The sequence below is a fragment of the Actinacidiphila epipremni genome, assembly GCF_012034175.1.
Classification (GTDB): Bacteria; Actinomycetota; Actinomycetes; order Streptomycetales; family Streptomycetaceae; genus Actinacidiphila; species Actinacidiphila epipremni.
Window position 1 is genome coordinate 41,043 of record NZ_JAATEJ010000034.1, and the last position, 20,016, is coordinate 61,058.

A 20,016-nucleotide genomic window follows, 5' to 3' on the forward strand; every position below is an offset into this window, starting at 1 on the left:
TGCGGGATCCAAGGGGGCGGGGTACCCAAGGCGGGGGTATGGCCGTCTTCGGGTGGGGTGGCTGTCATCGGGTCTGCGCCCCTGGTACCAGGTGGCGCAGGAGGGCGTCGGGATCGGCGGTGGGTTGGCCGGTGCGGTGCTGGATGCTGATGCTGCGGTGGGTGACAGTGGCCCAGCGGCGGAAGTTGCCGTGGGCCCACCTCTGGTCGAGGTGGAGCAGCACGGCGGGATCGGCGGTCTTCCAGTGGGGGTGGAAGGCGGCGATGGTCGTGGGGATGTCAGCGCGGTCCAAGAGGTCCAGGCTGTGCCAGCAGGTGATGCGTGCGGCGAGCATCGCGGTGGCGCGCAGGGCACGGATGCGGTGGCTGCCGGCGGTCAGGAGCAGTGCGAACTGGGTGCGTGGGTCGTCGCAGAGGTAGCGAAGGTATTCCAGGCAGGTGGCGGAGAGCTGGTGTGCTTCGTCGATGGCCAGCAGCCGCACCGGGTGGTGGAGGGCGTGGCGGACCAGGTCGTCGCTGGTACCGCAGTCATCCGGGGGCTGGCCGGACAGGCCAAGGGCGTGGTGCAGGCTGTGGCGCAAGTCCTGGGGCCGGGCCTGGGGCCGGGGCAGGATGCGGATGGCCTGCATGTGGGGGTTGTGGTCCAGGACGGTGTGCAGGGTGAAGGTCTTGCCTACCCCTGCTGGTGCGGTCAGGCACATCATGCCGTGCTGGGCGAAGGTGGTGCGCAGGGCGGCTGCGGCGGCGGAGAGCGGGCTGGTTGTCACGGTGCGGGCGTGGGGAAGGTTGAGGTGGTGGCGGGCGCGCCGGACGGTGCCGTGGGCAGTGGCCGTGGTGGTGGCGGGGGTGCCCCGGTAGGAGGTGGGGGTCACCGGTCGTCGTCGCGGCGTACGGAGCGCGGCGGCCGTGCGCGGCGCAGAGCCCAGCGTGCGAGGGTTTCGTCGACTTCGGTCAACCCGCGGCGCTTGAGGCCCTCCAATACGTGGTGGGTGATCTTGGACCACATGCGGAAGGTGCCGCCACCGGCTTCCAGGTCGATGAAGTTGATCAGTTCGGGTGATGCGTTTGCCCAGACCGGGTGGAACAGTGGAATGTTCTTGGCGACTTCGTCGGGCTCCATGGGTGTGAACTCCTGCCAGATGTAGATCCGGGAGGCCAGGGCCGGTTCGTTGTAGAGGGTCTTGTAGCACTCCTCACCGCCGACGAAGAGCACTGCGGGACGGTTCCTGCCCTTGCCGCTGTCCCACAGGTGCCGGATGAACTCGAAGCACTCACGGCTGAACTGCTGGGCCTCGTCACAGACCAGCACGTAGGGGCGGCGTGCCAGGGAGCGCTTGAGGAGTTGGTCGAACTCGCTAGGGCGGGCGGGGGGCTTGCCCTCCAGGTGCAGAGCGTCGAACAGTTCCATGCGGATGTCGCGGGGGGTGGGGCGGGAACGGAACTGCAGCAGCAGCACGAGGTCCGGTGCGACTTCCTTCAATGCCGCCCGCACCGAGAACGTCTTGCCCAGTCCTGCGTCACCGTAGATACACGACATGGCGCGGGCGTCGATGGTGTCGGCGATGTTCTCGCCAGCTTCCAGCAGCGCCTCGGTGGCCACGATTCGGGCAGAGGCAAGGCCGAGGTAGAAGTCGGGGTCGCCGTCGTCGGTGGCGACAGCGGTCACGGTAGCGGTGGCCATGATGGCTCCTTCGGGTACGGATGGAGAGGCTGCCGGGAGTTCGGGGTCTGTGTGAGGGGGGCTGAGGTGATGGGTCGCGGGAGGGGACGGCCCGGACGCCCCCCAGGAAGGCGCAGCCGGCGGCGTCGAAGACGTCGAGTGCGGCCGGTGTTGCGAGGCGTGTGCGGACGCAGATTTTGCTGCCGGCTTGGACGGTGAAAGTGGCGGTGTAGGTGCGGCGCTGGAAGAGGATGTGGCCGCCCAAGCTGATGGTGCGCGCCGCGCCAGGCGGAGTGGCGGGTGTCATTGGCTGTCCTGGCCGGCCGTGTCGGAGGGGGCGGGGATGGCCCAGCGGGCTCCGGGAGTCAGGCGGCGGGGCATGTAGCCAGCGGGCACGCCGTCGTCCTCCTTGATGCGGGCTCGGGGGGCTGCGCCGAGTTCAGCGGCGGCCTGCTTGCGGGCCATGGTTCCGGCCTGGCGGGCGGGGCCAGCCTGCGTGAGGGGCTGGAATTGGCGCCGGCGGCGGCGCTGGGCGTCGGCCAGGTCACGACGCAGCCGCTTCACCCGCTCATCACGGGCCTGGTAGACCTCGCGGATCTCCTGTTCGCTGGCTTCGTCGGCGAGGTGGGCGGTGCCCAGGTGCTGGCCGGTCCGGGCGTGGAAGGCCTCAATGGTCCGCGGGTGGTGGGGCTGGTAGCGCACGACGACTTCGGTGCCGGTGCGGCCGGTCATCCATGCGCCGACGTAGTCTCGGTTCTGCCAGCGGATTCCGTGGCCGTGGATGATGCGGGTGGAACGCTCTGCCTCCAGCAAAAAGGTGTCCAGGTCACGAAGGGTGGGTTCACGAAGGGGCGTGTCGTCGCTGTTCCAGCTCTCCAGTGGGGTGAGGTCGCCGTAGCCCTGCATGCGGTGCTCGGCGTTTCGGGTGCGCACCCAGGTGGCAAACAGGCCGGTGAAGGCGTCGATCGTCAACGCCGGGTCTTTGTCTCCAGAGCGGCGTTTGGTGTTGAGTTTCTGCGATTTGGTGTAGCGGGGAAGCGTGGAGAAGAACATGCTGGTCGCTGCCCGGTTGAGGTTCTCGATGCTGCCCTTGAGGTGCGGGGTGTAGGGCGGCAGGACATCCACATGGACGCCGAAGGCGCCCATAGCCTGGCCGACGGCGCGGGACAGGAAATCCTTGCCCCGGTCGATGCGGATCCGCCGAGGCAGCCCGCCGGCCGGGCCGTGGACATCGTCGGTCAGGATGCACGAGCGCAGCGCAGCCAGGATCGACCCGCGGTGCGGGAAGTGCGGCGTGACGGCCCAACCCATGGTCATGCCGGTGTGGCAGTCACAGAACCAGGTAACCCAGGGCTTGACTAGCCGTCCGTCCGCCCAGACCAGCACAGGGGCCTGCTTATGGTCGCCTTCCCACTCCTCGTTGCGTGCCGTCGGGGGCCTTCTCAGGTGCGGGTCATGGGCCCGGGAGGCCGGGATGCCCGAGCGCAGGCCCGCCAGGTCCCCTGGAGTCAGGTCCCGGTGGAAGGCCCGGCGCAGCGTGGACAGGCTCGGCACGCCGTTTTCCGTGCCGCCGGCTTCCATGTCGCTGTCGTCCTTTGTGTGGCCGGCTTCCTTGACGAGTTCGTCGTGGACGCCTTTGACGTTGCCGCGGTGGTAAGCGAGCCTGACGCGTAGTTCCTTGGTGATCTCGAAGTGCTCGCGCGGTGGCAGGTCTGCCGTACCGGTGGCGCGGGCGCGCTTCAGCCGCCGCCATACCGTGCTCTCGTCGACGCCCACGCTGCGGGCAACCAGCCGCACGTCAGCGCTCGTCACCTGCTGCAGGGCGAGCAGCGACCGGATCGCGGCAGTCAGCAGGTTCTTCTTCTCCCGCCGACTGACCGGTGCGGGAACAGGCGCCTGGTCCACAAAGGTTCTCCTTTCGTCCGTGACATGCACAAAACGCGCCAGGGCGGGCTGGGATCAGCCGCAGATGCCGATGTACGACACGTACTCGTACTTGCGGTAATCCGAGTCCAGGTCGCCGATGATGTCCGCCCACAGGTGCTCCATCTGCAGCGTGTCCTGCTGGGCCCAGGCACGCACGATGTCGTCCCAGCGGTAGAGGTTCTTCACCCGGAGCCGTAGCTGCCGCCGGTGACGATCCTGCACGCCCTCCTGCGCAACGGGCGTGATCTCGATGCGGGTGCCCCCTCTTGTATTGAGCTGGCGGATCACGCTCGGAGTGATGTTGCGCCGCCGCAGGTCCCTGAACGCCTTCTCCAGACGCTGTCGCTGGTCTGCATCCGGCACAGCGGGCTCTTCCAGCCAGGCAGCCAGAGCGCCGGCGTCCTCCTGGACGCCGTGAGCGTGCAGTGCGGCCGACCCACCGGTCTTGCGGGTCAGATACCTCACCGCCCGCCGAAGGCGTTCCTCCTCGCTCCGCCACCACCCGACGTCGTAGTCGAAGGTCCGTTCATCCAAACTCCGTGCAAGTGCCCGTCCGCCTTCGATCCCTTCGGCGCCGAACTGGCCGAACCCCATCAGATCTCCTGCATGTGCGTGTCCTGAGACTGGTTCATCCCTGCCGTGCAGGGGGTAGCGGCCGGAAGCCCCCGGCAGCCGTTGGGTCGGTGGCGCGGGCAGCACACGGGCACGTACTGGCTCCCGCCAAGGCACTGGTCCGTGGGTGCAGCGGCTGGCGAGCGTCAGCTCGTCTGCTTTTCGCGGGGCCTGAGATGCAGGTTGTGGGTCAGCGCTGTACCGGCGGCATCCGCAAGGTGGCGCAGGGTGCTGCACCAGGCGCCGTCGAACGTATGCCTGGCCGGAGATGATGTCCGCTGATTCAGGTCATTGTCGTATCGCCGCACGCAACGCGCGTAGCCGTGGCGTATATCGATGCCAGAATCATGCCGCGAACTCGTTTGTGCTTCAAATATCTGTTCAGGTGTGAGTTGCCGGCGCCGGTAGTCCCCCATTCCCGGTGGCGCGGTCGGGCGAGGGCGGCCGGAGGACCGGAAGGAGCCCGCCAGAGAGGGGCATTGACAACCGGACGTCGATCAGGGCCTCCAAGCAACGGCTTCCCGCACTGCCTCCCTGGCCAGGACACTTACGGGCTGCGGTGCGAGGGGGAAGAACCACTGGCGTCGGCGTAGAGCACCAGGCCCCGGCCCGCTGGCCTACCAGCCGCCCGACGCCGTGAGACCTGCGCGGAAAAACCCGTCGCGCGATGAAGTGGACATGGCGGATTCCCCTGGCCGCAGGACTGACTGAGTCGGAGGATCCCTTATCAGGGGGGTACGACAACGGCACTGGGATTCGCGGCGGAAATGGTTCTGTCTGTTCGGGCAGTTGGCGGGATCTTGTCGCTGCGGTCCAGTCCCGACGGGGCCGAGGCAGGTGGGACGACGCGACGGCGCGCGGTCGATCGCGGCGGGGGATGGCGAAATCCCATAGACAGAAGGGGAACGCCCTCTTTTCCCGGTCTCGTCCGGGGTTGATCCTTCTAGGAATGGTGTTCACGGGCGAGGGGGCCTGATGGAGGTTCAGCGGATCCGGGTGATGATCACGGTCAAGGCGTATCCGACGGTGTCCCGGCAGTACAACGAGACGGTGTGTGTGGCCGGGATCAGGGTGGACACCCCGAGCCCGAAGCATGTGCGGTTGTTCCCGGTACCGTTCCGGGAGTTGGAGGAAGCCCAGCAGTTCGACAAGTACGACGTGGTCGAGGTCGACGTGACCGGCCACACGCGGGACGACCGGCCTGAAAGCCGCAGGCCGGTCCTTGCGACCCTGCGGGTCGTGGGACACGTACCCACTGATGGCGACTGGGAGCAGCGCGCCATGTGGGTGCGTCCGCTCGTCGCGGGCTCGCTGTGCCAGATCAAGCGCGAGCAGCGGGCCGGGGGAACGTCGCTGGGGGTGTTCCGGCCTGGGAGAGTCACCGCGTTCAAGCTCATCAAGGCCGAGGAGCGCTCCGACTGGCAGGAGATGATGGCCTCGCAGATGAACATCTTCGACCCCGAGCGGCGCAAACTGGAGGCGCTGCCCTATCGGTTCGTGTACTGCTTCCGGTGTGCCGAGGAGGAGTGCGGCGGCCATGAGATAGGTCTCTTGGACTGGGAGGCCGGGGCTGCCTACTTGAAATGGCGGCACCGGTATCCGCCTCAGGTGCTGGAGGACAAGATCCGGGAGAAGTGGTTCACGCAGATCGCCGGTCCGCAACGGGACGTGCACTTCTTCGTGGGGAACCTGCACAAGCGCCCGCGGCAGTTCATGCTGCTGGGGGCGTTCTGGCCTCCCCGCGGAGTGATGGACCGCATGCAGTTGTTCTAGACCTCGGCCTCGGCGGCCTGCCAGGCGACGTCACATCGGCAGGGCGCCGACATCCAGGCCGTGGTCGGTGCGGGCGATGTCGCAGATGACTTTGCGGTGGCAGCGTTCCTCGTCCTGCTCGAAGCACAAGACGGCCACACTCTGACGTGCGGCGAGAGTGAACAGTTCCTCCAACGCGTCCGGAGCAGGGTCGTGAGCCAGCAGGCGGCGGAAGACCTCCCGCCCTTCTGCGGGGCGGCCCTCCCAGAACGGCGGCCGGTTGTCCTTCGGGTTGCCCAGGGCCGGCAGGTGCCGGTAGCCGATCCCGGCCTCGGCCAGTGCCGCGGTGAGTCTGCTCTTGCTGAAGCCTTTCTTGCGACTGATCGCGTTCAGCCGGACATCAGCGACCGTACGCACACCGCTGCCTGCCAGGGCCTGCACGAAGTCCTCGATACTGCGGCCTTCGTAACCTGCCGAGACGATCCCGGGCGTGCCTGCGGTGCTGGCACCGGCCACCAGGTCGTCCAGGGACACGCCGAGCGGGCCAGCCAGGGCGGCCACAGTGAACAGGCCTGGGGCGGTCGTCGCGGCCGTCTCGATCCGTTCCAGGGTGCGCGGCGAGATGCCTGCGGCCTCGGCCAACTGCATGCGGCTCAAGCCCTTGTGCTCGCGCAGGGACCGCAACTGCGCGGCAAGCCGAGCCCCCTGCCGGTGCTGCAGGTGATCAGTCGACGGTCGTCCAGCCATGATCGACACCCTAGCTCCGATTACAATCGGGAATCCTCTCGGGGGTGGTCAACGAGCCGCTCCTGTTCCGGTCACCGGGCCGGAGACGATGGCGCCGCCACGGTCACGGGTCGAGACGGGGCCGGGCGCGCCTGCCCGTAGCTGGCCCTCCCCCGTGGCGGCAAATGACTCATAACAGCGCGCAGGGCCGGGTTGTCACCGCGTTCCTTCCTCGTCTGCGCAGGTCACGCGCACGCGTCCGATGCCGTGCTGGTCCAGTCTGTGGCCGGTTCCGGCCCCCACACTGTCAGCAGAATGCATTCGCCTGTGACGGGTTGTCAGAGGCGACCATGACCATGCCTGCATGAGTCTCACTTCCTGCCTGAAAGAACCTGCCTCCGCCATCTCGCGGTTCCTCGCGGAGCATCTCCCCTCCCCGCAGGCGGTGCTGGCCGACTACCGCAAGCGCCTGGGCTCTTTCGCGCCGCCGATCAAGCCCAAGCCCGGGCCGGGCTCCCGGGCGGACTACCGGATGATCGGCCACACCATCGACCACCGGCTGCGGATCACGCTGGGGGCGCCCACCGGCCAGCCCATCGCCGCCGGCGTCGTGCGGGCGGTCCTCGACGACGACGGCTGGCCCAGCCCGGGCATCATCCAGACGGTGTGCGCGGCAGGCGAGGACCTGCTGGAGGAATTACGCGCTTGCGAGAGCGGCCAGGGCCAGCCACTGGCCCTGGAGGAGAAGGCCGAGGAGCGTCTGGTGCGGCTGTGTCATGTCGCATCGAGTTTCGAGGCGATCTTCCGGCACGGAGGGTGGGTGCGCGGCAACAGCCTGGGGTTCTGCAAGCCTGACGCCGACCTGGACGACTTCGCCGCCGCGGTTCCGGCCTACGTGGTCGACGACATCCGGGCCCAGATGGCCCTGGCCGCTTCTCCGGGGCCGTTCGCGGCCTTGCGGGGACTGCCGGCGTCAGCTCGGATCTGCGGGCCCGTCTTTGACGGCAGCCGCCACTTGGGCGGCGCCGACGCCGACTTCATCCTGGACGGACACCTGATCGACTGCAAGGCAACCGTCCATCCCGACCGGATGGGCCGCAGTGAGATCTACCAGCTCGCCGGCTACCTCGTACTCGACTACGCCGACGCCTACGGCATCAACACGGTGGGCCTGTACTTGTCCCGGCAGGGCGCTTCGATCGACTGGAGTGTCCAGGACTTCCTTGACCTGACGGGATGCCGGCTGACCCTGCCGGAGCTGCGGTCGGCGTGCCAGTACGCGCTGACCGACGGCTCGGCCGGCACGCCCCCGCCGCCCGAGTCGGCGCGGCGTCCTGCCCCCCGGCCCCGCAATGCGCCGGGTGTACAGGACAGCCTCTTCGACTAGAAGAGCCAGCCCCAGCCCTCGCTGGAGTTGAAAGCTGACCTGCATACGATGCCCGCCGTGGCTTAGGCTGCATCATCTTGTCCAGGTATCCACCGAGGGGCTGTCAGTTGTCCGACGGCAGGGCCACGCACGCCCACGACTGGTTCAGCATCCGGTCGTGGGCCGGCAGCCAGAACCGCGCCTTTGAGGAGCTGTGCTACCAGCTGCGGGACACAGCTCCCCCAGGCTGGCGGACGATCAAGACCGCTGCCCCCGACGGAGGCGTGGAGTGGTACGACAAAGCTCCCGATGGCCGCTGCCACGGACATCAGGTCAAGTTCGTCCGCACCATCGACGACTTGCTGCCGCAGGCCCGCAAAAGCGTGAAGGCGGTCGGCGCCAACCGCCAGGACCGCAACGTGGTGCAGCTGGGGTTCTGGGTCCCCATCGACCTGCCCGACCCAGCCCACCGGCTGAAGGACGGCACGCTGGTAGAGGGCGCCAGGAAGCGGTGGGAGGACAACGTCGCCAGGTGGAAGCGGGACCTGCCTGGCGTTGCGGACATTGACATCACCTTGATGGACAGCGGGCAACTGCTGGACCGCCTGCTCGAGCCCAGCAACGAAGGGCGCCGCTGGTTCTTCTTCGAGCAGCACGCCATGGGAATGCAGTGGCTGGGCGAGCAGCTGGAGGCTGCCAAGAGCATCGCTCACGATCGCTACACACCCGAACACCATGTGCCCCTGCCGATCTCATCCGTCTTCGACGGTTGTGCGGTCACCCCACGCTTTTTGGAGCAGTTGAACGACTGCTGCGACACCCTGGCCGAGGCGCTACCGGGTCCGCCCCCGCGTGACCGGCTCGCCGCCAGCAGGCCGGCCGAGGCAGGTGACGAGCCCTTGGAAGAGCTGTGCACGGCCATCGCATCTGCTCTTGAGCAGGCGGCCGGTGGCTGCGAGACACTGTGCGCCGCGGCCATGGAGGCGGGAACCGAGGGACTGGCGGCAAACGACATGGCGGAGGCGGCCGCCCGAGTGGCGCAGGTTCTGTCCGGCGCCGCTGACACCGCCCGGCGCATCAAACGCTGGCGCAACGAAGCAATGCACGGGGAAGGGAGGCCAAGGCCGGATGCGACGGCAGCCCCGCTGATGCGGTGGACCGAGAACATCGTTGATCGGTTCCGAGGCGCCGTGCTGGCCGCTGGGGAGCTGGAGGCGCTGTGCCGAAGCGACGCGGCGAGGGCAGCCGAGGGCAAGGCGTGGGTGCTGCTCGGGGAGGCCGGCCAGGGCAAGACCCATCTCCTGGTGGATGCCACCCGCCGGGCACTCGGAGAAAGCCGGCCGTCGGTCACCGTCTTCGGTGAGCTGCTGACCGCGAAGGACCCCCTGACGCAGATCGCGCAGCAGTTGGGGCTCGGAACGCTGTCCCATGCGGCGCTGCTGCAGGCGATGGATGCCGCCGGGTCGGTGTGCGGGGCCCGCTTCACGCTGATCATTGACGCTCTCAACGACTCCGCGGAACCTGACGGGTGGCGGACCGCGCTGCCGGCCCTGCTTGCTGCGGCCGCGCCATTCGATCACGTGGCGGTGGTCGTCTCCTGCCGGTCCTCGCTGCGTGAGGCCGTGCTCCCCGAGGACATGTCCGGACGGGGGTGTCTGGTCACTGTTCACCCGGGGTTCGCCGGACACGAGGTGGAGGCGCTGGAGAGCTACCTCAAGACGGCGCCGTCGGCGCTCCCCCGCACGCCGATGCTGACGCCGGCGTTTTCCAACCCGCTGTTCGTGAAGTTGTACTGCGACAGCGTGCTGTCGATGCCGGAGCCCAGGCAGCGGACGGCCGCGGCTCCTTCGCACCGCAGCGCCGTGTTCAACTCCTTCTTGGACCGGCGGGCCACCCAGATCAACAAGGCACTGTCTCTCGACCCTGACGAGCGCATCGTGCACCGGGCCGTTGACGAGTTGGGCCGGCTGATGGCCGGCGAGGGCCGGGAGGTCCTGCCGCGTGAGCAGGCCCGCGAGGCAGTCGATGCTCTCACGCCCCAGCACACCGCCTGGCCCAACACCCTGTACAGGCAGCTGATCGCACACGGCCTGCTGGCGACCGAACGCTACTTTTCAGCTGCTGGCCGCTTGGAGACGGGCGTCGGCTTCGCCTACCAGGCATTCAGTGACGACCGGATCATCCACGCCGTTCTCGAGGAGCACCGCGCCGACGTGGAGGCGGCCACCGCCGCTGGCGCTCTTCCTTCTGACTCGGCGTTGCGGACCTGGCTCGAGAGCGCCTCGGCCAATCTCATTGATGCCGCGACCGTCCTGCTGCCCGAGACGACCGGACACGAGCTGATCGACGTGCTCGGTCCGGACACACCTGGCGCTCCTGGAATCACGGGCGTCGAGGTGCCGATGTTCAGACGGCGCATGTTGTACCGCAGTTTGGTCCAGACTCTGGGGCTGCGCAGCACCAACAGCGTCAGCGAGCGAACCGTTGCGCTTGTGGATCGTGCCACCAGCGAGTTCAGCATGGCTGATGCCGTGCTGGAAGCGGTCCTGACGGTAGCCACGCAGCCCGGGCACCGGCTCAACGCCGACCGGCTGCACCGCAGTCTGCTGGCTCACTCCCCCGCTGAACGTGACGCGCAGTGGGCTGTGGATACCTACTTCATGCTGAACGACACCGGAGCACTGCACCGGCTCCTGCGCTGGGCGGAACAACTGCCGACCCCGGCCGGCGCACTGCCCCGGCCGACACCGCCCGCAAGGATGGCGGTGCGGCGGGCCGGTCTGGCGCCCTCAGCGCCGCGCGGCCCCGTGCTGCAGCCGCCTGACGAGGAGGTGGTACGGCTGGCGGCGACTGTCTTGGTGTGGACGTTGACCTCGCCGAACCGGTTCCTGCGCGACCGTGCCACCAAGGGCCTCGTCCAGCTCCTTCTCGGTTACCCCGGGGTCCTGACCGGGCTGCTGCAGCGCTTCCTCGGCCAGGACGCCGAGCAGATCGCCGATCCGTACCTGTTCGAACGGCTTGTGCTGGTCGCTCACGGTGTCCTTGCCCGGATGCGGGCGGCACAGACTCATCCCGGTCTTCTGCGTGAAGTGGCCGATCTTGTCCTGGCCACAGTCTTCGGTGCGGTGTCTGGTGCTGCGCATGCGTCGCGGAATGCGCTGTTGTGCGACGCTGCGACGCGGATCGTCCGATCAGCCCATGCCGCCGGGTTGATCGGCGAGGACGATCTGGCGCTCACCCAGCACCCGCATCCGTGCGCCGAGGTCGGCGACGCTCCCGACGAGGCCGTGCTCGACAGCCGGTATCCGTCGCGCGGCACGGACAGCGAGCGGCTGTGGGGCAGTCTGCGGTCCTCATTGATCAGCGGCCTGGCGGACTTCGCCAGCTATGAAGTGCGGCCTGCCGTCGAGCACTTCAGCCTCCTGTCGGCCGCAGTGCCGTTGCCGGCCGTCCCCGCCGTGGTGCCACTGGTCGAACCGGCCGTGGATGCCTTCCGCGACAGCCTCCCCGACACCGTGCGCGACGTGCTGGGCACCGAGGAATGCCTGAGACGCCTGCTGGACCAGGATTGGAGAGCCCGAGAGGTTCTCGACGACGATCAGTACCGGTTGCTGAAGTCCTGCGTGCCCGGTCCCAGCGCCGAGCAGCAACTGGCTACCACCAGCGTGGACAAGGGCTGGGCCTGCCGGTGGGTCATGGATAGTGCCGTGAGGCGGGGGTGGACACCGCAGAGCTTCGCGGCCTTCGACAACAGCAACGGTTACGGCCGCGGTGACCGACAGGGTCACAAGGCCGAACGTGTGGGCAAGAAGTACACATGGCTGGGCTTGCACGAACTCGTCGAACGCCTGGCCAACCACCGTCACATGAAGCAGGGGCCGCACGCCGAGTTCACCACCTACCCGGGCGCCGGCCCGCTGTCTCTGACCGACATCGACCCGACCCTGCCCCCTGCAGCTCACCCGCTGTCCGACCCGGCCGAAGGTGATGGTCCCGCCGGTGGCGACCGCTACTCCACCTTCGCCCCGGCCGCTTTGGACGGTCGCTGGAACCCGCCCGCCCCCGTCCTGCCCTCGGGTGACCAGATCACCGGCTGGATCAGCGGAGGCGATCAGCTTCCGGACCTGAGCGAACTCGCAGTCCGCACCCTCGACGACGGACCGTGGATCGTCCTCCATGAGTACGCAAGCGATCACGCGCCGGGCCAGGGCTGGAACGGCCAGGCCGAGCAATGGCACATTCAGCACAGCTGGCTCGTCACCGACGCGCAGTACTCCGAGGTGTTGCAGTTCCTCAGCAACCGCAGTCTCATGGGCCACTGGATGCCTGAACCAGGCAGCCCACACGGCATCTACCTCGCCGATCTGCCACTGCCGCACGACCCCGTCCAGGACCAGAACCACGAGCTGCGCGTCGTCGACTACGCCAGCGCCGAACAGCCGCCGGCAGCAGCCTCGGAGACGGCCGAATCCAGTGCCGCCGCAGTCACAGATGACGGCACGACCGGCCCGGAAGAGCGGAATGCCGACCTCGCAGACCTGCTCGGCTACCTCACCGGCCGCCCGCGCACGGCACCGAAGGATCGCCCGCAGCAGCTACGCGATCTGGCCGCCCGCTGGGCCGACGCCTCCCCTCGTCCCCCCGACGACGCTGCCGTACGCAGCGCACACCACGCCTGCGCCGAAGACGGCACCGTCCTGCAGGCGCACCCCGCCGTCGAGGAATACTCCTGGAGCGGCAGCGGCCACGACTGCTCCCTCGATGCCCCGGCCGGCCTGGTCCTGCCCTGCTCACCGCTGCTGGCCGGCAGCGGCCTGCAGCGCGACCCCGACAACGGCGACTGGTATTCCCCCGACGGCGCCCTGACCGTGCGCGCAGCGCACGGCTACCGCGCTACCGGCGAAGTCACCACCCTCCTCGTCCGCCGCGACTGGCTCGAACAACGCCTGACCGCGCTCGGCATGCGCCTGGTCCTGGGACTGTTCGGCGAACGCCAGCCCCGTACCACCGACCGCCTCCGCCAGTGGCGCGAGTACTCCCAGACCGCCGGACTCGAACCCGGCAAACCCCTCACAGCGACTCCGCGCATCACGACCGTCCGTCACAACACCGACGGCTGAATCCACGCCAGTACGGCCCCTGCCCTCAACAGGGCGGCTGCCGTGTCCGGACACGGCAGCCGCCCTACTGCATGGAGTGCGTGAGCACATCTGCATTCTCAGAATTACTCACGAAATCGGATTGAGGTCCTCATTCTCCTCAATAGCTGCTAAGCTGGAGCCCATGCCCGATCACAGCATCGTCTTGGACGGCGACACGCATGCAAAGGTCACCTTGCTCGCCCGCGCCTGGGACGTGGCACCCGCTCAGGCCGTCACGCGCCTCGTCGACCACTTTCACAACCCCGTCCCGCTCCCTACGGCGCAGGCTGACCCCTCCGCGGACGGCACGGTCGCCGTTCACGCCTTCTACGAGGGGAAGCGCGTATGCGGCCGCTACGACCCGGCCAACCGCAGCCTGACCGTGGGCCCTGGCCCCGGGGCCGGCCGCTACAAGTCGCCCAGCGGCGCAGCAACGGCGGTCCTGCAGGCGCTCAAGCCCGAAGTGCATCCCAACCGCAACGGGTGGTCGTTCTGGGTGATCGACTCCAGCGGACAGGCGCTGCAGACCATCCGCGGAACATCATGAGCATTGTGAGCGTTCTGAGGATCTCATCTTCGGCAGGGAAGGCATGTTGTGGTCCGGCACAATCACCGCGCGGCGCGCTGCAGCAGCGGGTCGCCGGTGACCGGTCTCCCCCGTTCCGGCACCCTGGGTGCTGTCGCTTTGCCCGCGCTGGGCGCAGGAACGTCCTGGTGGCTGAGCACTTCGTGCGCCGCGGTCCTGCTTACAACTGTGGCAGGGCCCGTCCGCGCGCTGCTGCGCGAACGGGCCGAACGGCGCTACGACGCGAACTTCGTGGCCGAGGCCAGAACCGTGGAAGACCCCGTTCAAAGAACCCGGCTCCTCCCGGAGTACCGGCGCGCGAAGGCAGCCGACGGGCAGAATGGCCCGCCTCAGGATGCCCCGTGAACCCTCCCACCTGCTGCTGCCTACCTGACGCTGCGAGAGCCTGGACCTCGACCAAGGCTCCGGGCCGCCCTCGCACAACCGGCTCTCGTGCCAGGAGCGATAGCCGGCCTGCGGCCAGCTGGTGTCCGCCAGACAGTCGCGGTTCCGGTGTCGGCTCGTGCTTGCCGTCCTTCGTCTCTTCAGCGTGCTGGCCGGCAGCCCGCGCAGAGATTGTCGTCGTTGTGTTCGGGACGGAGGCTGGACGGAGTGAGATGTTCCGTGTAGCAGGCAGTGCACAGATCTCCGCCGCAAGCCCCGCACCCGGCGTAGCGTCCGCCTGCGTACTCGTAGCGCCGCTTCTCCACCCAGGGGTCGGTACACGCCATTGTCAGTCCTCACCGGCCGCATGCGTCATCTCCTGAGCTACAACGATCGGTCCACCTGTCCCGTTACGCTCAGTCGCTTCGCACGAGCGCAGCATCCCGGCGACAGCAGGCGGCGTGGCCTACGGTGCCTGGAAGTGACGATCAGCCGGTACAGCTGTGGGGTGCTGGGCGGATACGGCAGCGGTTGCCGGCAGGCACGCCGAGATGGAGTTGGCAGTCCACAGGTGTCACCGCGAACCGATGGGTCGGCCTCGGGCCTCCGACTTCCATGAACGCGAACTTGCAGGGGTGCAAGGTCCGGTCCTCGCCGCGCGATCACGTCACGAGCGGCCCTCAGTAGTAAGACAATCGGTACCATCACGATCTCGGCAGCCGCCGCGGGGGGGCCGGATCCGTTGGCAGGCCACCGGCGGCCAGGGAGACAAGCGCAACACCCGATGCTGCCGTTGAGCCTCGGGCAGCCGTGAGGGGACAGGGCACGTGAAGGTACGGCAGTTGACGTTGCAGAATTTTCGCGGAGTCCGTACCGGCACGGTGTCGCTGGATCAACAGTCCTTGCTAGTGGGCGCCAACAGTGTCGGCAAGTCCACCGTGTGTGAGGCTCTCGATCTGGTACTGGGTCCCGACAGGATGCTGCGTCGGCCGGTGGTCGACGAGTTCGACTTCTACGGCGCCCGCTACCAGGAAACGCAAGGTGGCCTCCCGGAGATCCGCCTGCAGGCGGTGCTGACGGACCTCTCTCCCGAGGCCCAGCGACGATTCGGCCCTCACCTGCGGCGCTGGAACGACGGTTCCCAGAGTTTCGTGGACACCGCTCCCGGGGCGATCGAGCAGAGCGAAGCAGGGCAGTGGGCTTTGCCGGTGGTGTTCCTGGGGCGGTTCGACCCCGAGGAGGACGACTTCGTCGGGGGCACGTTCTTCGCACACCCGCAGGCCGTGCCCGACGACCTCACCGCGGCGTCGACGGAGCTGGGGGCCGGTCTGATGCCGTTCAAGCGGGACGACAAGCGACTGTGCGGCTTTCTCTACCTGCGGCCGAATCGCACCGGGAGCCGGGCGCTGACCTTCCAGCGCGGCTCCTTGCTCGACACGATCGTGCGCCTCGAAGCCCAGGCAGAGGGTGCGCCCCTGTGGGAGAAGGTACTCAGCGATGTCGCCGCGGTGGCCGTCGCCGCGGAAGGCTCGGGCTTCGTGAAGATCCAAAGCGAGGTCGAGAACCGCGTGGGGAAGTTCCTGGCCCTTGCCACGGAAGCCGATCCGGTGGACACCCGCGTCTCGGAGCTGACTCGCGAGCACCTGCGGGAGGTACTACGCCTGTTCATCGCGACACGCCCGGGATCCCACGGTGTCCCCTTCAACCGGCTCAGCACCGGGTCGCTGAACCTGCTGGTCTTCGCCCTGCTGACCTACATTGCCGAGTTGAAGGGCGAGGAGTCCGTCATCTTCGCCATGGAGGAACCGGAGATCGCGCTGCCTCCGCACGCGCAGCGCCGCCTGGTCGACCACGTGGTCCGCACCATGGGGCAGGTGATCGTCACCTCCCACTCGCCGTATGTGATCGAGCGGTTCACGCCGGAGCAGATCGTCGTTCTGGACCGGAGCACGGCCGGGGCGATGAGCAGCGCAGGCATCACGCTTCCCGACGGTTTCAGGCCCAAGCGGTACACGGCAAATCAGCGGCAGTTCGCCGAAGCTGTGCTGGCCCGGGCCGTGCTGGTCGTCGAGGGCGCCACGGAAGCCGCGCTCTTCCCGGTGATCTCCGACGTCCTCGACCGGGACCCGGATCCGTCGCTGAAGGACTACCTCCACATCGACTTGGCCGGCGTCAGTGTCTTCGACGCCGGAAACGATGTCTCCGTACCGCTGTTCGCTCCGCTGTTCAAGGCCATGGGCAAACGCGCCTACGGCATGCACGACACGCCGACCAGTCCGCTGCAGGCGGACCTCGCGGCCAAGACCGGCGACTTCACCCTGTACGAGGTCATCGACTACAGCGGCATCGAGGCGCTGCTGGTAGCAGAAGTTCCCGTCGCGGTGCAAAAACGCTTCCTCCACAGCGTGGCAGCCCGGCCCGACTATCCCGCTGAGGTCGGCCGCCTGACCGGCGAATGCACCGATGAGGCGGTCCGGAAGCAGACGGTGGCGGTACTGAAGAAACGCAAGGGCGACTATGCCGCGTTGCTGATCGCGGCCTGCCGGAACCGGGCCGAACTGCCCGCCTCTCTGGCCGAGTTCCTTCTGCGCATCGATCGCGACCTGCGCGTCACTCCTCCTGCCCCGCCGTCGGACGAAGCGACGCAGGAGCCGGACGACCACGGCAGTGACCCGAGTGGATCTTGACGACAAGCGGCGGGAGATCCTCGCCGCACACGGACACCTGCTCATCGAGGGCGGTCCCGGCTGCGGCAAGACAACGATCGCCCTGCTCAAGGCCAAGGAACGCCTCAACACCCTCGCACCCGGCCAGCGGGTTCTCTTCCTGAGCTTCTCCAGGGCCGCAGTCCGGCAGATCGGTGACCGCACCAGCGGAGTCCTGGACCGCGACGCGCGGAGCCTGATCGAGATCCGCACCTTCCACGCCTTCTTCATGGAACTCGTGCGCAGCCACGGCCGGCTCCTGACAGGAGTGCCGGCGTCGTTCATCACCCCCGACCGGGAGAAGCATCTGCGCGCTGACTTCGACGGCGCCTGGCCCACCGAGCGCCGCCGGCTGGCCGGCCAGGGCCGCTACGTCTTCGACGAACTCGCACCCACCGCCGCAACCCTCCTGGAGGAGAGCCGGGCCGTGCGGGAGCTGTGCACGGACACCTATCCCCTTGTCATTGTCGACGAGTTCCAGGACACCAACACCGACCAGTGGCGGGCGGTGAAAGCACTCAGCGCCAAGTCCACAGTGATCTGCCTGGCCGACCCGGACCAGCGGATCTTCGACCACATCCCCGGCGTCGACGCGGAACGCATCAACCACGCCATCGAATACCTCCACCCTCAGCAGTTCGACCTGTCCGGCGACAATCACCGCAGCCCCTCGGGCGGCCTCCTCGACTACGCCAACGCCGTACTGCGCAACACCCCCCACACGCCCCCCGAAACCATCAAGACCGTCCCCTACCCCACCCACTACGGCGCTGCTCCCTTCGAGAGATATGTGCACTACGCAGTAGTCGCCCTGCGCCGGTACCTGGCCGAGCGCCTGGGCAGACAACCAACGATCGCGGTGCTCGCCGCGGAGAACGCGCTCCTGGCGCGGATCTCGGAGAAGATCGCCGCCGACAGCACCATCGGCCCACACCAGCTCCCCGCCGTCGACCACGACCTTGTCTTCGATCCGGAACTGTCGGCCGCGGCCGGCTACGTCGTGGCGTCCATCCTCGAATGGCCGGGCCTTGGGCGGACCGACGCCCTCACCCGCACGCTGCGCGCTGTCGCCGACTTCTACCGAATCAAATACAGCAACGGGACCCTCGGCGCAAAGAACACCGTGCGGACGATCGAAAACGCCATCGGCGCCCTGACCAACAACACCACGGTCAAAGCCAAAACCGCCAAGGTCCTGATCGCCTCCTACGACAACGGCATCTCATTGGCCGGGCAGCCCGTGGCGGACTGGCAGACAGCCCGCACGCTGCTCAGCGGCTCCACGGAACTCGACGAACTCTTCAAACAGGCACGGCTGCTGCGCCTGCTCAAAGCCACCGACCTGTTCGCCTGGGTGCTCATGGAGGCCTGGGATTCCCTCTCGTATGCCGACGCAGCCGGTGCCATCAGACGAGCCCTGGCCAGCGAGTCCCTCACAACCTCCCGCCAGGAGACCGCGCAGGTAAGCCTGATGAGCATGCATCGGTCGAAAGGCAAGGAATTCGACGGCGTCGTCATCGTCGAAGGCACCTACACCGCCAAGCTCCTCGACACCGGATGGGACGCCAAGAGAACAGACGAGTCACGACGGCTCACACGGGTCGCGATCACCCGCGCCCGCCACGCAGTCGTCCTCGTCCGCCCAGGCGACGGCCTCCCTCTCACACCACCGCTCCCGGCCGCGCACTGAGCAGACCCACCGCTCCTTCATGAAGACCAGCGCGTACGCTGACGGATCCACCCATAGGAAACGCCGCCGGACTGCACCTCACCAACGTCACGGGATGCCACCGCTACACGTCACCAAACGCCCATCGACAAGAGTCAATGCGTACAGGTCAAGGCACCTTGATGACCAACTTGACGCTGGCTCAGTAACAACGCTCCTCCGCTTGCACCGCAATGGCACTTCACACCAGCCGCTCCGAGGGCGAGCCGCACCCCGGGCGGCCACCCCGTCGCTATTACGAACTGACCAACTCCGGCCGCGAGCAGGCTAGAGCAGCGCTCGCGGCCCGCCGCGCGCGGCGCATTGCTCTGCACTACTCCGGGGGTCAGGCGTGAAGATCGGAAGGAAGAAGAGGGCGGCCATCGCGCTCCTCAGCCTGGAATTCGTGCTCACCGCGACGGGCCTGGGCTGGTCGTTCCGCTACGGGTGGACGGCCATCTGGCTCACCCTGGCCCTAGGTCTCGTCTTCGCGGGCGCCGTTTACCTGTGCGAGACCCGCTATCTCTCGACGGCCATTACCAAGCTCCGGCGTCAGACCACCCGGGTTCAAGATGCCTGGGAGTTCCTAGCAATCGAGGGCGACCTGCTCTTCGCCCAAGGCGCCGCTCTCGTCGCCGACAGAGACGCGATGGTGGCGTGGCTTACAGACATGGATCCCGACGCGATACCGCCTGCACCTACCCACGATGTTGCACTGGCGCTCGGCGAGCTCTCCGAGCACATACTCGAGCAGCAGCATGACCTGATCGCCCGCAAGCAGGTCCTACTGAACTCTTTCGATGCCACCGACAGGGAGGTAGAGGAGATTCTCAGCCGCCGGGTCTCGCAACGTGTCAGGCGCCGGTTGCTGCAGCCCGGCGTTGCAGAGTCCCTGACATCCACAGCGGTGCGCATCGCAGGCCGGCGACATGCCCACCTTCACGAGCCTTGGAGAGCCGACCTGTTCGACATCCCGGAGGAGGGCATCACCGTCTCCCCTCGCGAGCGGCTCACGGTGGCCGTGGGTTTCGTGGTGGCGGGCCTGCGGCTGCGGATGCGCGACCTTGCAGCGCCGCTCTGGCGGCCCGTGGACTGGCTGTTGTCGGTGGATTCCCGGCTCAACGCGTTCGTGACGGCGGCCGTGGGCTCCGTAGCGGTGTACTTCGACGTCACCGAGGGACTCCATGTACTCCTGGTGGAGCGGAGTGAACCGTGCGCGCTCCTCGGCGGCGGCCTGTACGGACTCGCCCGGTGGATCCGGCGCCGCCGGGGCATCGAGGTCGAGCCACGTCGAAATCCGCAGCACTGAGCCTTTTCAGAGTTGCCTCTTCAGGGCGAGGACCGCCCCCGGCCCGGTCGCCCGAGCTGGGGGTCAACCCGCTAGGTCGGCTTCTCGAATCGCCTCATCTACCGGAGGTCTGGACAGGCCTTGACACCCGCACTACGCCCCAGGCCCTCCCCCGAGCGAACGC

12 protein-coding genes are annotated in these 20,016 nt (G+C 67.8%); 7 read left to right on the forward strand and 5 right to left on the reverse strand.

What is annotated here, in order from left to right; all coding sequences use genetic code 11:
- Window positions 1-64 precede the first annotated feature (64 nt).
- The 4 genes from HCN08_RS30895 to HCN08_RS30910 form a co-directional block, all read right to left on the reverse strand.
- Window positions 65-871, reverse strand: a complete 807-nt coding sequence (locus tag HCN08_RS30895) for an AAA family ATPase (RefSeq protein WP_167986616.1) — start codon at window positions 869-871, stop codon at window positions 65-67.
- Entirely contained in the window at window positions 868-1,680 is an 813-nt protein-coding gene (locus HCN08_RS30900) for an ATP-binding protein (RefSeq protein ID WP_167986617.1), read from the reverse strand. The genes HCN08_RS30895 and HCN08_RS30900 overlap by 4 nt, the downstream gene beginning before the upstream one ends.
- A 282-nt stretch (window positions 1,681-1,962) precedes the next feature.
- Complete coding sequence (locus HCN08_RS30905) at window positions 1,963-3,564, reverse strand: Mu transposase C-terminal domain-containing protein (RefSeq protein ID WP_167986618.1); 1,602 nt, start codon at window positions 3,562-3,564, stop codon at window positions 1,963-1,965.
- A gap of 54 nt (window positions 3,565-3,618) precedes the next feature.
- A complete protein-coding gene (locus HCN08_RS30910) occupies window positions 3,619-4,179 on the reverse strand; it encodes a transcriptional regulator (protein WP_167986619.1) in 561 nt (186 codons plus the stop codon).
- A gap of 993 nt (window positions 4,180-5,172) precedes the next feature.
- On the opposite strand from HCN08_RS30910, the gene HCN08_RS30915 reads away from it, so the two are divergent.
- Window positions 5,173-5,970, forward strand: a complete 798-nt coding sequence (locus HCN08_RS30915; protein ID WP_240970595.1) for a hypothetical protein — start codon at window positions 5,173-5,175, stop codon at window positions 5,968-5,970.
- Between the two features lie 30 nt (window positions 5,971-6,000).
- Here HCN08_RS30915 and HCN08_RS30920 read toward each other — a convergent pair whose 3' ends face one another.
- Window positions 6,001-6,696, reverse strand: coding sequence for a DUF488 family protein, N3 subclade (locus tag HCN08_RS30920; RefSeq protein WP_167986620.1), 696 nt, complete (start codon window positions 6,694-6,696; stop codon window positions 6,001-6,003).
- A 343-nt stretch (window positions 6,697-7,039) separates the two neighbouring features.
- On the opposite strand from HCN08_RS30920, the gene HCN08_RS30925 reads away from it, so the two are divergent.
- The 6 genes from HCN08_RS30925 (at window position 7,040) to HCN08_RS30950 (ending at window position 19,853) form a co-directional block, all read left to right on the forward strand.
- Entirely contained in the window at window positions 7,040-8,062 is a 1,023-nt protein-coding gene (locus HCN08_RS30925; RefSeq protein WP_167986621.1) for a hypothetical protein, read from the forward strand.
- Window positions 8,063-8,169: 107 nt separating this feature from the next.
- The gene (locus HCN08_RS30930; protein WP_167986622.1) at window positions 8,170-13,161 is read left to right on the forward strand and encodes an NACHT domain-containing protein; all 4,992 of its coding nucleotides are present in this window, start codon (window positions 8,170-8,172) and stop codon (window positions 13,159-13,161) included.
- 163 nt (window positions 13,162-13,324) lie between these two features.
- A complete protein-coding gene (locus HCN08_RS30935) occupies window positions 13,325-13,729 on the forward strand; it encodes a hypothetical protein (RefSeq protein ID WP_167986623.1) in 405 nt (134 codons plus the stop codon).
- Between the two features lie 1,244 nt (window positions 13,730-14,973).
- On the forward strand, window positions 14,974-16,818 hold the full coding sequence (locus HCN08_RS30940; protein ID WP_206319449.1) for an ATP-dependent nuclease: 1,845 nt from the start codon (window positions 14,974-14,976) through the stop codon (window positions 16,816-16,818).
- A complete protein-coding gene (locus HCN08_RS30945; protein WP_167986625.1) occupies window positions 16,808-18,526 on the forward strand; it encodes a UvrD-helicase domain-containing protein in 1,719 nt (572 codons plus the stop codon). Before HCN08_RS30940 ends, HCN08_RS30945 begins: the two co-directional genes overlap by 11 nt.
- A 370-nt stretch (window positions 18,527-18,896) precedes the next feature.
- Window positions 18,897-19,853, forward strand: a complete 957-nt coding sequence (locus HCN08_RS30950; protein WP_167986626.1) for a hypothetical protein — start codon at window positions 18,897-18,899, stop codon at window positions 19,851-19,853.
- Window positions 19,854-20,016: the final 163 nt, after the last annotated feature.

What these genes read in the sequence shown, in the direction of transcription:
- HCN08_RS30900 (WP_167986617.1), bottom strand. Translation starts at nt 1,680, where the DNA reads ATGGCCACCGCTACCGTGACCGCTGTCGCCACCGACGACGGCGACCCC.
- HCN08_RS30910 (WP_167986619.1), bottom strand. Translation starts at nt 4,179, where the DNA reads ATGGGGTTCGGCCAGTTCGGCGCCGAAGGGATCGAAGGCGGACGGGCA.
- HCN08_RS30915 (WP_240970595.1), top strand. Translation starts at nt 5,173, where the DNA reads ATGGAGGTTCAGCGGATCCGGGTGATGATCACGGTCAAGGCGTATCCG.
- HCN08_RS30920 (WP_167986620.1), bottom strand. Translation starts at nt 6,696, where the DNA reads ATGGCTGGACGACCGTCGACTGATCACCTGCAGCACCGGCAGGGGGCT.
- HCN08_RS30925 (WP_167986621.1), top strand. Translation starts at nt 7,040, where the DNA reads ATGAGTCTCACTTCCTGCCTGAAAGAACCTGCCTCCGCCATCTCGCGG.
- HCN08_RS30935 (WP_167986623.1), top strand. Translation starts at nt 13,325, where the DNA reads ATGCCCGATCACAGCATCGTCTTGGACGGCGACACGCATGCAAAGGTC.